Origin of the sequence: Burkholderia sp. MSMB1498 (assembly GCF_001526245.1) — a bacterium.
Classification (GTDB): Bacteria; Pseudomonadota; Gammaproteobacteria; order Burkholderiales; family Burkholderiaceae; genus Burkholderia; species Burkholderia savannae.
On the sequence record NZ_LOYJ01000114.1, the window covers coordinates 1 to 14,283 of the forward strand.

At 69.0% G+C, this 14,283-nt stretch carries 9 protein-coding genes; 4 read left to right on the plus strand and 5 right to left on the minus strand.

Translation table 11 applies throughout. The features are described 5' to 3' along the window. Positions 1-495: 495 nt before the first annotated feature. The 3 genes from WS91_RS26185 to WS91_RS26195 all read left to right on the plus strand — a co-directional run bounded on the left by WS91_RS26185 (position 496) and on the right by WS91_RS26195 (position 5,899). Positions 496-2,598, plus strand: a complete 2,103-nt coding sequence (locus WS91_RS26185; protein WP_059584796.1) for a phosphocholine-specific phospholipase C — start codon at positions 496-498, stop codon at positions 2,596-2,598. Positions 2,599-3,479: 881 nt separating this feature from the next. Further along, the gene (locus WS91_RS26190) at positions 3,480-4,628 is read left to right on the plus strand and encodes a branched-chain amino acid ABC transporter substrate-binding protein (RefSeq protein ID WP_059671306.1); all 1,149 of its coding nucleotides are present in this window, start codon (positions 3,480-3,482) and stop codon (positions 4,626-4,628) included. A 98-nt stretch (positions 4,629-4,726) separates the two neighbouring features. Continuing rightward, positions 4,727-5,899 (plus strand): NAD(P)/FAD-dependent oxidoreductase, encoded by a 1,173-nt coding sequence (locus tag WS91_RS26195; protein WP_059671307.1) that lies wholly within the window; start codon positions 4,727-4,729, stop codon positions 5,897-5,899. A 144-nt stretch (positions 5,900-6,043) separates the two neighbouring features. On the opposite strand, the gene WS91_RS26200 is transcribed toward WS91_RS26195, so the two are convergent. The 3 genes from WS91_RS26200 to WS91_RS26210 form a co-directional block, all read right to left on the minus strand. Further along, a complete protein-coding gene (locus WS91_RS26200; protein WP_081989859.1) occupies positions 6,044-6,505 on the minus strand; it encodes a DUF2214 family protein in 462 nt (153 codons plus the stop codon). A gap of 55 nt (positions 6,506-6,560) precedes the next feature. After that, positions 6,561-7,526 carry a hypothetical protein gene (locus WS91_RS26205; RefSeq protein WP_059584801.1) on the minus strand — a complete coding sequence of 322 codons (966 nt, stop codon included), beginning with the start codon at positions 7,524-7,526 and terminating at the stop codon, positions 6,561-6,563. Positions 7,527-7,825: 299 nt separating this feature from the next. After that, positions 7,826-8,890: a glycosyltransferase family 4 protein gene (locus tag WS91_RS26210; protein WP_038751104.1), complete on the minus strand. Its 1,065-nt coding sequence runs from the start codon at positions 8,888-8,890 to the stop codon at positions 7,826-7,828. Between the two features lie 561 nt (positions 8,891-9,451). On the opposite strand from WS91_RS26210, the gene WS91_RS26215 reads away from it, so the two are divergent. Next, entirely contained in the window at positions 9,452-11,320 is a 1,869-nt protein-coding gene (locus tag WS91_RS26215; protein ID WP_038751106.1) for an ABC transporter ATP-binding protein, read from the plus strand. Positions 11,321-11,792: 472 nt separating this feature from the next. Here the strand turns inward: WS91_RS26215 and otsA are convergent, their stop codons facing one another. Both otsA and otsB read right to left on the minus strand, forming a co-directional pair. Next, positions 11,793-13,169 carry an alpha,alpha-trehalose-phosphate synthase (UDP-forming) gene (otsA, locus tag WS91_RS26220; RefSeq protein WP_059671308.1) on the minus strand — a complete coding sequence of 459 codons (1,377 nt, stop codon included), beginning with the start codon at positions 13,167-13,169 and terminating at the stop codon, positions 11,793-11,795. Beyond that, complete coding sequence (gene otsB, locus WS91_RS26225; protein WP_082758376.1) at positions 13,166-13,975, minus strand: trehalose-phosphatase; 810 nt, start codon at positions 13,973-13,975, stop codon at positions 13,166-13,168. The genes otsA and otsB overlap by 4 nt, the downstream gene beginning before the upstream one ends. Positions 13,976-14,283: the final 308 nt, after the last annotated feature.

Sequence of the window (14,283 nt, forward strand, 5' to 3'; positions counted from 1 at the left end):
TCCGCTGTCTCCGCTGTCTCCGCTGTCTCCGCTGTCTCCGCTGTCTCCGCTGTCTCCGCCGTCTCCGCCGTCTCCGCCGTCTCCGCTGTCTCCGCTGTCTCCGCTGTCTCCGCTGTCGCAGTTGCCGTCGCCTTCACCCTCAACCTCACCGCAACCACCTTCCTCGCGGCCACCGCTGCAATCGGCGCGCGCGCCTTCGTCGAGACGTCGGCCGCGCGCGTCGCGGGCCCGCTCGCGCCACACGACGAAATCTCGCCGGCCCCCCTGCGCCCGTCTCGCCGCGCCGGCGAGCGCCGTCGCGCTCGCGCGCGCGACACGGCATCCGCATGCGCACCGGCGCACGTTCATCCGGATGACACCGTTTCCCCGATATCCTCCCGGCGGCGTTGCGCGGCGGCGCTGCCGCGCAAGACGGCATCACGCATCGCGACCAACTCCCCTTCGGCCGCTGCCGCTCCGGCGGTCTCGCCCCACTCCAGACAAGGAAGCGACAACATGACCAATCAGAATCGCCGCGACTTTCTGCGCCTCGCCGCCGGCACGGCGGGCGCCGCCGCCTTGCAGCTCTTTCCGCCCGTGATCCGCGAAGCGCTCGCGATTCCCGCGAACCGCCGCACCGGCACGATCCGCGACATCGAGCACATCGTGATCCTGATGCAGGAAAACCGCTCGTTCGACCATTACTTCGGCAAGCTGCGCGGCGTGCGCGGCTTCGGCGATCCGCGCCCGCTCGTGATGCAGAACGGCAAGTCGGTGTTCCATCAACCGGTGCTCCTCGGCCCGGCCGAGCTGCCGCCGTTCCATCCGGACGCGTCGAATCTCGGCATGCAGTTCCTGCAGGATCTGCCGCACGGCTGGCAGGACATGCACGGCGCCTGGAACAAGGGCCGCTACGACCGCTGGATCGCGAACAAGGGGACGACGACGATGGCGTACCTCGAGCGCGACGACATCCCGTTCCACTACCAGCTCGCCGACGCGTTCACGATCTGCGACGCGTACCACTGCTCGATCCCGAGCTCGACCGATCCGAACCGCTACTACATGTGGACCGGCTACGTCGGCAACGACGGCGCGGGCGGCGGCCCCGTGCTCGGCAACGAGGAGAAAGGCTACGGCTGGAGCACGTATCCGGAGACGCTCGAGCAGGCGGGCGTGTCGTGGAAAATCTATCAGGACGTCGGCACGGGCCTCGACGCGGCGGGCTCGTGGGGCTGGACGCAGAATCCGTACATCGGCAACTACGGCGACAACTCGCTCCTCTACTTCAACCAGTACCGCAACGCGCAGCCGGGCACGCCGCTGTACGACAAGGCCCGCACGGGCACCAACGTCAGCGCGGGCGGCACCCTCTTCGACGTGCTGCAGCAGGACGTGAAGAACGGCACGCTGCCGCAGGTGTCGTGGATCTGCGCGCCGGAAGCGTATTCCGAACACCCGAACTGGCCGGCGAACTACGGCGCATGGTACGTCGAGCAGGTGCTGAAGGCGCTGACGTCGAATCCGGACGTGTGGAGCAAGACCGCGCTCTTCATCACGTACGACGAAAACGACGGCTTCTTCGATCACGTCGCGCCGCCGTTCGCGCCGCAATCGCGCGACAACGGGCTGTCGACGGTGTCGGCGGCGGGCGAGATCTTCCCGGGCGACGCGACGCACATGGCCGGGCCGTACGGGCTCGGGCCGCGCGTGCCGATGCTCGTCGTGTCGCCGTGGACGAAGGGCGGCTGGGTCTGCTCGCAGACGTTCGATCACACGTCGCTGCTGCAATTCGTCGAGGCGCGCTTCAACGATCGCTATTCGGTGCGCGCGCCGAACGTGACGCCGTGGCGCCGCACGGTGTGCGGCGACCTCACGTCCGCGTTCAACTTCGCGAGCCCCGACGACAGCTGGCCGCAGTTGCCCGACACGAGCGCCTACGCGCCGCCCGATCGCAATCGCCATCCGAGCTACGTGCCGGTGCCGCCCGTCGCGCAATCGATGCCGAAACAGGAAGCGGGCCTGCGCGCCGCGCGCGCGCTGCCGTACGAGCTCTTCGTGCTCGGCCGCATCGACAAGTCGACCGGCAAGTTCAAGCTGACCTTCGCGAACACGGGCCGCGCGGGCGCGTCGTTCCAGGTGACGGCCGGCAATCGCCCCGACGGCCCGTGGGCGTACACGGTCGACGCGCACAAGCGCCTGTCCGATGAGTGGAGCACGGCGCTCACGCTGAGCATCTACGACCTGACCGTCTACGGCCCGAACGGCTTCCTGTGCCAGTTCCGCGGCTCGACCGCCGCGGCGCTCGGCCTCGCCGCGAACCCGGAAGTGATCTACGGCTACGACGTCGCGAACGGCAACGTCACGCTGCGCCTGTCGAACCGCGGCCGCGCGACGGTGCGGCTCACGGTGACGAACGCGTACGGCAACGACAGCCCGCGCGTCTACGAGCTCAAGCCCGGCCAGCGGATCAACGACTACTGGGATCTGCGCGACAGCCACAGCTGGTACGACCTCACCGTCTCCGACGGCGCGCCGAACGGCTTCCTGCGCCGCTTCGCGGGGCACGTCGAGACGGGCCGGCCGAGCACGAGCGATCCGCTGATCGCGACGGTCTGAGCGTCGACGCGCACGCTCGCGCGCGCCGCTTCGGCGGTGCGCGCGGCGAGCGCAACGCGCGCCGGCGATCGCGCCGTTGCGCGACGGGCGCTCGCACGGCGGCGTGATCGCGCGGCGGCGGCCGAACGGTTACGAGAAACACGGGGCGCGACGCGCGCGGCACGGCGCGTCGCACCTGATTGCGTCGCGTCGCGTCGCGTTGGGTTGCGTTGGGTTGCGTTGCGTGACGACCGATCGGTTGCGCGCAGGCGAACCGTCGCACGAAATCGGAATCGCATCGAGCGGCGAGAACGGTGGGCCGTACCTTCTTCGTCGACGGCGCGCACTCGCTGCATCCGCGATCACATCGGTTTCCGCTTGCCGCGCTTCCGCTCCCGTCTTTCTGTTTCTCTCGCCTTCCGTTTTCCGCTCTCTGCGTGCTGCTCATCGTTCGCCGTTCGCCGTTCGCCGTTCGCCGTTCGCCGGCATCGAGCATCGCCCCGTTTGCGCGAAGCGCAACCTGCGAGCGGCCCATCCGCCGTTCTTTCGATCACCCTCCCCTCCGCCCGCTCACGGCCGCCGGGCGCCGCCTCGCCGCCTCGCCGCCTCGCCGCCTTCTGCCGCAATGCGCCGCTCACCCGCACGCACGCAAGCGCGGCGCCAATCGCCAACAGTCTGCGGAATCGAGGCTTCCCCGCCATTTCCCGCCCGCGCCCGCCGTCGCGCGGCTATGCGCAAATCCGCATCCGATGCGCCGCAAATCGACAAGACTCGCCCAATTTGGCCTTCTATAAATCGGAAAGCCAGCTTCGCCGCGCCGAGCCGACCCGCCGGCCGCGACGCGGGCTTCGTGCATCCGCGCCACTCGCGTCCCGTTCGCGCATCGCCTACAAGGAAAGAACATGAGACTCCGCTCGCCCCTGTCCTCCCTCGCCCTCGCCGCCGCGCTCGCGTGCGGCGCAACCGGCGCCGCGCGCGCCGCCGACGACACGCCCGTCAAGATCGGTTTCGCCGCGCCGCTCACGGGCGTCAACGCGGGCTACGGCAAGGATCTGCAAAACGGCGTGCAGCTCGCGATCGACGACGCCCGCGCGCAGAAGATCAAGATCGCCGGCAAGCCCGCGCGCTTCGAGCTCGTCGTCGAGGACGATCAGGCCGATCCGCGGATCGGCGTGCAGGCCGCGCAGAGCCTCGTCGACAAGAAGGTGTCGGTCGTCGTCGGCCACTTCAATTCGGGCACGACGATTCCCGCATCGGTCGTCTACGACAAGGCGGGCGTCCCCGTCATCGATCCGGCCGCGACGAATCCCGTCATCACGTCGCGCGGGCTCGCGAACGTGTTCATGGTGATCGCGACCGACGGCCAGAACGCGGGCAACGCGGGCCGCTACGCGATCGACGTGTCGAAGGCCAAGCGGATCGCGATCGTCGACGACCGCACCGCGTTCGGCCAGGACGAAGCCGACGAATTCGACAAGGCGGTGAAGGCCGCAGGCGGCGCGATCGTCGCGCGCGAATACACGAGCAACCAGGCAGTCGACTTCCGCGCGCAGATCACGAGCCTCAAGAGCAAGAACGTCGATCTGATCTTCTTCGGCGGCCTCGATTCGCTCGCGGCGAATTTCATCAAGCAGATGAAGCAGCTCGGCCTCGCCGCGCAATTCGTCGGCGGCGGCGGCGTGAAGGACGCCGAATTCATCAAGATCGCGGGCCCGGCGGCCGAAGGCGCGATGGCGTGGGAATACGGCCGGCCGCTCGACCAGCTGCCGCAGGGCAAGGATTTCGAGGCGCGCTTCAAGAAGCGCTTCGGCGTCGACGTGCTGTCGTACGCGCAATTCGGCTACGACGCGACGTGGGCCGCGATCAGGGCGATGCAGGCGGCGGGCTCGACCGAGCCGGGCGCGTATCAGCCCGCGCTGAAGAAGATCGACTTCGAGGGCATCACCGGGCGCATCGCGTTCGGCGGCGACGGATCGCTCAAGAGCGGGATGTCGACGCTCTATCAGGTGAAAAACGGCGCATGGCAGACGATCGTCACGAAGGGGGGCTGATCGGCCGCCCCTGAATTCGGCGGGCCGCACGCGACGCGCTGCACGCGCGCGGCCTTTTTCCCGACCGGCGCGCATCGCGCCTTTGCCTTGGAGTTTCGATGCATTCGAATGTCGTCATCGTCGGCGGCGGCGTCATCGGCAGCGCGACCGCCTATTTCCTGCGCACGCTCGATCCGGGCATCTCCGTGACCGTGATCGAGCGCGATCCAACGTATGCGCGCGCGTCGTCCGCGCTGTCCGCGGCGTCGATCCGCCAGCAGTTCTCGACGCCGCTGTCGATCCGGATGTCGCTCTTCGGAATCGAATTCCTGCGCTCGCTCGGCGAGCGGCTCGCGGTGGACGGCGAGCGCCCATCGATCGATCTGCACGAAGGCGGCTACCTGTTTCTCGCGACGCCCGCGGGCGACGCGACGCTGCGCGAGAACCACGCGCTGCAGACGTCGCTCGGCGCGCAAATCCGCTATCTGCCGCGCGACGCGCTCGCCGCGACGTTTCCGTGGCTGCACGCCGACGATCTCGCCGCCGGCTGCTACGGCGAGCGCGGCGAAGGATGGTTCGACGGCTACGGGCTCGTGCAGGCGCTGCGCCGGAAGGCGCGCGCGCTCGGCGCGCAATACGTGAGCGCCGACGTGACGGGCGCGCGCGTCGACGGGCGGCGCGTCACGCAATTGCTGACGGCCGACGGCCGCGCGTTCGACTGCGACGCGATGGTCAACGCGGCCGGCCCGTGGGCGCGCTCGATCGCGGCGCTCGTCGGCGTCGACCTGCCCGTTCACGCGCGCCGCCGCAGCATCTTCAACGTGACGTCGCCCGCCGTGCTGCCGCGCTGCCCGCTCGTCATCGATCCGAGCGGCGTCTATTTCCGGCCGGAAGGCGCGTCGTTCATCTGCGGCGCGGCGCCGCCGCCCGAGCGCGACTTCGACGATCTGCCGCTCGACGACGTCGACCACGCGCTCTTCGACGAGCTGATCTGGCCGACCCTCGCGCACCGCGTGCCGCAGTTCGAGGCGCTGCGGGTCGCGCGCAGCTGGTCCGGCTATTACGAGTACAACGTGCTCGACCAGAACGCGATCATCGGGCCGCATCCGGACGTCGACAACTGCATCTTCGCGAACGGCTTCTCGGGGCACGGGCTGCAGCAGGGGCCGGCGACGGGGCGCGGCGTCGCGGAGCTGATCGCGCTCGGACGGTACGATTCGCTCGATTTGTCGCCGCTCGGCTTCAAGCGCGTGCTGGAAGGCCGGCCGATCGTCGAGAAGAACGTCGTTTGACGGAAGACGCGCCCGAGGCACCGCGAGCGCGACGCATGCGCAAGCCGCGAACGAGCTCGGCGGCGATGCGTGCCGCGATGCAGCGGCGCCCGCCCCCTCATTTGCGCAGGCGCGCACACACCCCCATGCGTCGCCTGCGGCGCGTCAGAATCCGACGCCGCGCGCCATCCCGGCCGCCGCGAACACGATCGCGACGACGAGCATCGCCTGCACGTGGCCGATCCGCGCGTACGCGGGCGCGCGCGCGAGATCCGGCAGCATCCCGCGCCGCGCGGTCACGCGCCAGCGGATGAGGCCCGTCATCGGAATCAGTTCGAGCACGAGGATCAGCGCGAGCGCGCCCATTTTCAGATGAAAGAGCGGCGCGTGCAGATAGTATTCGCCGCCCTTCTCGAAGCCGCCGAACGCGCGGACGATGCCCGTCGTGATCAGCACGAGCGCGGACACGCCCCAGATCGCGTCGGCTCTGAACACGTCGGGCAGATCGGCGGACTGCCGCGACGCGGCGACGCGCTTGAGCGCACGGTTGCGCGCGGCGATCGACGCGAGCGCGAAACCGAATGCGAGCAAATGGACGGCGGCGAGCAACCATCGAACGGTCAGCATCGGTCCTCCTTGTGTCGGCCAGGCGGACGCGGCGGCGCGAGCCGGCCCGCCGGCGTCACGCGACCTGCTTGAGCGATGCGTCAAGCGCACGCGCCGCGACGCGGTCTCCTTCCGTCGCGAGCGGCGTGCGCATCACGATCTGGCGGTTATGGCCGACTGCGGCGGGCGAATCCCACAGCAGCTCGAGCTTCGGCCGCGCGAACCGTCCGCCCGTGGGCGGCGCGGGCCGCGCCGACGACGGCGTTTTCGTCGACGCAGGCGGCGCGGCGGGCGCGGCGGCCCCCGGCTGCGCGGCGAGATCCGGTTGCGCGGCGGCGACCGGGGCGTCACTGCCCGGAACGGCGGCCGGCGCATCGATCACCGGCACATCGGCGCCCGGCGCATCGGCGCCCGCCACGGCGGAACAAGACGCAGCGGACGGCTGCGGCTCGGCCCCGTTCGGCCAGCGGACCGACAGCTCGCGCGCGTCGTATTGCCCGACCTTGCGGCTTTCCATCCAGACGACGACGGTGCGCGTGAGCGTATCGAGCGAGATCGCGTAGCGGCCGATCGCATAGCGGCGCGCGGCGACGTTGGTGCGCCACAGCGCGCGCGGCCGGCACATCCAGACGACGGCCGCATAGAGCGCGGGCGCGGCGAGCAGCCAGCCGTTGCTGAGCGTCAGCGCATGCAGCGCGCGGCGCCAGCCGGCCGCCCACGTGAACACGCCGACCGACCACACGGCAAACAGGAAGCCGAGCAGCGCGAAGAAGCGCAGCGCCTGGCGCAGCCACTGCGGAAGCGGATGGAACGGGCGCTCGGCGCGCGCCTGCGCGCCCGGGAGCACCAGCAGCAGGAACATGAGGACGACGTTGATGCACGCCCACGGCGACGACGCCATCGCCGACAGCGACGCGCGATAGCCCATCAGCGACATCGAGAAGAGCCAGCGGGCGAGCAACACGAGACCGATGGCTCGCAACGCGAAAATGACGCCCGAGCCGGGAGCCGGATTCGCACGCGTGGGTTTCGTTCTCGCCAAAACGCTCTCCTCTTGACGGCCTTGCCGGGGCCCGATTTTACGGCACGGCCATTATAGGGACATTACTAGGTCGACTGATGCCCGTGCGCCGCAAATCGCCGGATTGCGTCGTTTCCGGACACAGTGGCGCGGCGTGAATACAACAGATGGCGCGCGCGGTGCGCCCCCCGGGCCGGCCGGAAAACCGGCCCCGAATGCAAAATGCCCCGCCCGGTCGACCCGGGCGGGGCATCGATCAAACTTCCGGCGCTCGACGACGCTGCGCCGCGCAGCGTCGCGCGCGGCGCACATGAAGCGCGTCAGCCCGCGTTGACTTCGCGCAGCACCGTGCGGCGCTTCTGGCGCAGCAACTCTTCGTAGCCCTTCACGTAGTTCCGCGCCATCACCTTCGACGTGAAGCGCGCGTCGAACGCGGCGCGCACGCGCTCGCGCGGCAGCGTGGCCAGGCGCTTGACGGCGGCGACGGCCGACAGCTCGTCTTCGACGACGAAGCCGGACACGCCGTTTTCGATCACTTCGGGCACCGAGCCGCGCTTGAACGCGATGACCGGCGTGCCGCACGCCATCGCTTCGATCATCACGAGGCCGAACGGCTCCGGCCAGTCGATCGGGAACAGCAGCGCGTGCGCGTTGCCGAGGAACTCGGCCTTCTCCGCCTCGCTGATCTCGCCGATGTATTCGACGTGCGGCAGCGAGAAGAGCGGCTTGATCTTTTCCTCGTAGTACGCGCGGTCTGCCTTGTCGAGCTTCGCCGCGATCTTGATCGGCATGCCGGCCTGCTCGGCGATGCGGATCGCCGTGTCGACGCGCTTCTCGGGCGAGATGCGGCCGAGGAACGCGAGGTAGCCCGGCTTCACGTCCGGGATCGGCTTCAGCAGGTTCTCGGGCAGGCCGTGGTAGGTCGTCTGCAGCCAGTTCGCCTGCGAAAGCGGAATGCGCTGGTTGTCGGAAATCGACACGACGGGCACGTCGCTGAACGTGTTGAAGATCGGCTGCAGTTCCGGCAGGTCGAGGCGGCCGTGCAGCGTCGTCAGATGCGGCACCGGCTGGCGCGAGAACAGCGGGAACGGGTAGTAGTCGATGTGGAAGTGCAGCACGTCGAACTCGTCCGCGCGGCGGCGCACTTCCTCGAGCAGCAGCATGTGCGGCGCCATCACGTCGCGAATCGTCGGATCGAGGCGCAGCGCCTGCGGCCACACGGCCTCGAGCTTCGCGGAGGTCTGCGAATCGCCGCTCGCGAAGAGCGTGACGTCATGCCCCATCTCGACGAGCGCCTCGGTCAGATAGGACACCACCCGTTCGGTACCGCCGTACAGTTTCGGGGGAACCGCTTCGTGCAACGGAGCGATTTGAGCGATTCGCATGCGTAACTCCTAAAAAATCGGCAAACAATAAGACAGCGGGACGATCGCCCGCCTGCCGAACGCCGCCGCGACGTCGGTTGGACGCTAGGCGAGCCGGCTCGCGACACTGAGGCTGCGTCGCCTCGCAGGCCGCACCGCACGGGCAGTTAACGTTTCAGCGGGAAATCCGTTGACAGGTTCCAGTAAAACACCTAAGGACAAACCCGAAGTCGATTATCGGGGGTCGCGATCAGTGCGGCGCACAACATTTCAAAGTCTTTACGTTGTTACAAAGACGCAACGCTTTGCCAATCTTCTGACAGGAAGACCGTTTTAGAGTAGTCGCGTCTGCCCCGCTCCCTGCGGCGACAGGCCGTGCGCGCGACGGTTTTTCGTCGATCGGCGAGCGGAACACGCCACGAAGCGCAAAATTTTATCCCAAAATGAGTCGCATACCCCGGCGTTACGCAACTCGGCGGCAGCGCGACACACCGGCTTGATTACAATGCCGGCTTTCGCCTGCTTCTCGGCGCGACGTTCGGACGCGGCGTTCAACCCTCGTTTCACCCACACGCACTGATTTTGGAAGCTCTCACCCCTGCCCAGCGCAACGTCTACAACGCGAAGCTCGCGAGCTACGCCGACCGGCCGCTCGCGTTCCTGTTCCGCTACATCCGGATGCACCCTGTCGCGCACGTCATCGTGCTTGCCAGCGTGCTCGCGGCGGTCGGCTGCGCGCTCGGCTCGCAATACGCGATCAAGCACCTGATCGACGTGCTCGCGGCCGGCCGCCATCATCCGGGCCCGCTCTGGGGCGCGTTCGCGCTCCTCGTCGGCCTCATCGCCGCGGACAACCTGCTATGGCGCGTCGGCGGCTGGGTCGCCGCGCACACGTTCGTCGCGGTGACGGGCGACCTGCGCCGCGACCTGTTTCAATATCTGAGCGGCCATTCGCAGACCTACTACGCGGAGAAGCAGCCCGGCACGCTCGCGAGCCGGATCACCGCGACGTCGAACGCGATCTACACGGCCGAGAACACGATGGCGTGGAACGTGCTGCCACCGTGCATCGCGGTGATGGGCGCGATCCTGATGATCATCGTCGTCAATCCGCTGATGGCGCTCGGCCTGCTGTCGTGCTCGGGCGTGCTCGCGATCGTGCTGTTCAAGCTCGCCAAGCGCGGCTCGGTACGCCATCACCGCTTCGCCGCGAGGGCGGCGGCCGTCGACGGCGAGCTCGTCGACGTGATCGGCAACATGGGGCTCGTGCGCGCATTCGGGATGACGCTGCGCGAGCAGAAGCGCTTCGGCGCGACCGTCAAGGCCGAAATGGACGCGCGGCAGCAGAGCCTGCTCTATCTCGAGAAGCTGCGCCTGCTGCACGCGGTGATCACCGCGATGCTGTCCGCGGGCCTCCTCGGCTGGGCGCTGTGGCTGTGGGACCAGGGCCGCGCGACATCGGGCGACATCGTGCTCGTCAGCTCGCTCGGCTTCACGATCCTGCACGGCACGCGCGACCTCGCCGTCGCGCTCGTCGACGTCACGCAGCACGTCGCGCGCCTCGCCGAAGCGGTGAAGACGCTTCTCGAGCCGCACGGCATGCCCGACCGCTCGGACGCGATTGCGCTCGCGCCGCGCGGCGGCCGCGTCGACTTCGAGCGCGTGACGTTCGCGTATCCGCACCGCCGGCCGATCCTCGACCACTTCGACCTGCACATCGAGCCCGGCCAGCGCGTCGGGCTGATCGGCAAGTCGGGCGCGGGCAAATCGACCGTGCTCGCGCTGCTGCAGCGCTTCTACGACATTCAGCAAGGCTCGATCCGGATCGACGGCCAGGACCTCGGCTCGATCACGCAGGAAAGCCTGCGCCAGTCAATCGCGCTCGTGCCGCAGGACATCTCGCTCTTTCACCGTTCGATCTACGAGAACATCGCGTACGGCCGCCCCGAGGCGACGCACGAGGAAGTGCTCGCCGCCGCGCGCGAGGCGCGCTGCACCGAGTTCATCGAGGCGATGCCGGAGGGCTTCGAGACGATCGTCGGCGATCGCGGCGTGAAGCTGTCGGGCGGCCAGCGGCAGCGGATCGCGATCGCGCGCGCGATCCTGAAGGACGCGCCGATCCTGCTGCTCGACGAGGCGACGTCGGCGCTCGACAGCGCGTCCGAGGAAGCGATCCAGGCGGCGCTCGACCGGCTGATGACGGGCCGCACGGTGATCGCGATCGCGCACCGGCTGTCGACGCTGCGCAACTTCGACCGGATCATCGTGATGAGCGCGGGCAAGGTGATCGACGACGGCAGCCCCGACGCGTTGCGCGAGCGCCCGGGCCTCTATCGCGACCTGCTCGCGAAGCAGCACGGCCGGCATCTGCCCGCGCCCGCGCCGGCGCCCGCGGACGGCAACGGCGACGACGATTCGTCCGCGTCCGACGACGACGAGCGCGTCGCCTAGCGGGGTGCTCCGCGTGTGCGGCGTGTACCGCGCCGCGCGCCGCGCGCCGCGCGGTGGGCGGTGGGCGTTGGGCGTTGGGCGTTGGGCGTTGGGCGGCAGTGCGGCGGTGTCGAGCCGATCGTCGCCCGGCTGCCGCCTGTACGCAATCCTCGCCCCGCCAGAAAAAAGGCCCGGCCGGCATATGCCGGCCGGGCCTTTTCGTTGCGCTCGTCGGCGACGATCGGGAAGGCGTTCGGTCGATGCGGCCTCCAAGCATTCGCGACTTTCGACTTTCGACTTTCGACTTTCGACTTTCGACTTTCGACTTTCGACTTTCGACTTTCGACTTTCGACGCTCGCGTCGCGAATCTCGCCGATTCCACACGATTCGACTCCGCGCGATTCGGCATTCGGCACGCATCGCCCGCATGACCGGCACGAACGCGCCGCGCCCAACCCGCGAACCCTCAGCCGCTCCCGCGAGCGCGGCGCGCTATTTCCCGAGATCGTGCAAGAAGTTGTCGCGCCACACCGACACGTTGTTCTCGCGCAGCCGCGCGAGCATGTCGGCGTGGCGCGCGCGCCGCTCGGCGAGCGGCATCGACAGCGCGCGTGACAACGCGTCGGCCATTCCGCCGATGTCGATCGGGTTGACGATCAGCGCGCCCGTGAGCTCGCACGCGGCGCCCGCGAAGCGCGACAGCACGAGCACGCCCGGATCGTCCGGGTTCTGCGCGGACACGTACTCCTTCGCGACAAGGTTCATCCCGTCGCGCAGCGGCGTCACGTAGCCCACGCGCGCGAGCCGGTACAGCGCGGCGAGCACCGGCCGCTCGTATTGCCGGTGGATGTAGAGGATCGGCGCCCAGTCGAGCTCCGCGAAGCGCCCGTTGATGCGCCCCGACTCGCCTTCGAGCTGCCGGCGGATGTCCTGGTACGCGCGCAGGTCGGCGCGCGTCGACGGCGCGATCTGCAGGAACGACACGTGGTTGCGGAACGACGTCTCGTGCTCGAGCAGCTTCTCGAACGCGCGAAAGCGCTCGACGAGCCCCTTCGAGTAATCGAGCCGGTCGACGCTCATCACGAGCTGCCGCCCGCGCAGCGACGCCGCGAGCGATTTCACCGCGCGGCCGTTCTCGCCCGCCTTCGCGAGCGCGGCGATCTCGTCCGGATAGACGCCGATCGGATAGGCGGCCGCGCGCAGCGAGCGCCCGAACGCGTCGACGCGCGCCGGATGCGCGGCGCGATCGACCGCGCCGCCCGCCTCGTATTCGACGTATTCGAAGAACGCGCGCAGATCGGTGTCGGTCTGAAAGCCGAGCAGGTCGAACGCGCACAGCGCGTCGACGAGCTCGCGATGCGGCGGCACGTTCACGAGCACCTGCGCGGCCGGAAACGGAATGTGCAGGAAGAAGCCGATCCGGTTCTTCACGCCTGCCGCGCGCAGCGCCTTCGCGAACGGGATCAGGTGATAGTCGTGCACCCAGATCACGTCGTCGTCGCGCAAGAGCGGCACGAGCTGCTGCGCGAGCCACACGTTCACGCGCGAGTAGCCTTCGAACTCGTGGCGGTCGAACTGGATCAGGTCCGCGCGGTAATGGAACGCGGGCCACAGCGTCGCGTTCGAGAAGCCCCGGTAGTACTGATCGTAATCGCGCCGCGGCAGGCCGATCGTCGCGAACGTGACGGGGCCGTGCTCCTCGACGCGAATCTGCGGCGCGCCCGACGCGACGACCTCGCCGCTCCAGCCGAACCACATGCCGCCCGTTTCCTTCAACGCGTCGTAGACGCCGATCGCGAGGCCGCCCGCAGCCGGCTCCCCTTCCGAGATCGGCGCGACCCGGTTCGAGACGATGATGAGACGACTCATGCGAGCGCGCGCCCCGCGTCGATCCAGCGCGCGAGCTGCTCGCGGAACGCGGCGACCGATTCGACGCGCGCGCGCGCCGACGTGTCGCCCGCGCCGACCTTGATCGACAGCCCGCCGTTCGCGTTGACGACGGCGAAGCCCAGCTCGTCGGTCAGATCGTCGCCGGCGAACACCGGCATGCGGCCGGCGAACGGCGGCTCGTTCAGGAACGCGGCGACCGCGCGCCCCTTGTCGACGCCCTTCGGCTTGATCTCGAACACCATCTTGCCCGGCTGCAGCACGTACGCGTCCGGATAGTCGGCGACGAGCCGCTCGGCCGCCGCGCGCGCGACGCCCTCGCGCTCGGGCGCGTTGCGAAAGTGCAGCGCGAGCGCCGCGCCCTTGATCTCGAGCAGCATGCCGGGATGCCGCTCGACGACCGCCGCGAGCTCGCGCTCGATGCGCAAGAGGCGCGGATCGTCGAAGCCGATCCGCTGCGTGTCGCCGTTCGCGTCGCGCCGCTCGGCGCCGTGCAGGCCCGCCACCGGCAGATCGGGCAGGTTCAGGTACGCGTCGATGCTGCCGATGCCGCGCCCCGACACGATCGCGACCGCGCCGTGCGAGAGCCGCCGCAGCTCGTCGACGAGCACGGGCACATCGGGCGGCACCTGGATCGCGTCGGGCGTCGGCGCGAGGTCGACGAGCGTGCCGTCGAAGTCGAGAAAGAACGCGGTGCGGGCAAGGGGAAGGGAAAGCGGGACGGATTGCATCGATTCGCTGATGAGAATGGCTGCCGGCGGGCGCGCCCGCCGGGCGAATGTGCGCATCTTACCGCGCCTCGTGCACGATGAACAAAAGCGCGGGCCTGCGACGCGCGGCCGGCATGCGCATCGCTGCGACATTTTGCCCCGGTTCGATGCGCGGTGCGCGTTTCGAAAAGACGATCTCGATCAAATTGCGCTACAGTCGCAACCGCCGATAGAAACAGCGAGACGCCGATGCGCCGCGATCCTCGATCCTCGATCCTCGATCCTCGATCCTCGATCCTCGATCCTCGATCCTCGATCCTCGATCCTCGATCCTCGAGCCGAGGAGCCGAGGAGCCGAGGAGCCGAGATCCGAGGCCCTCGCGGCC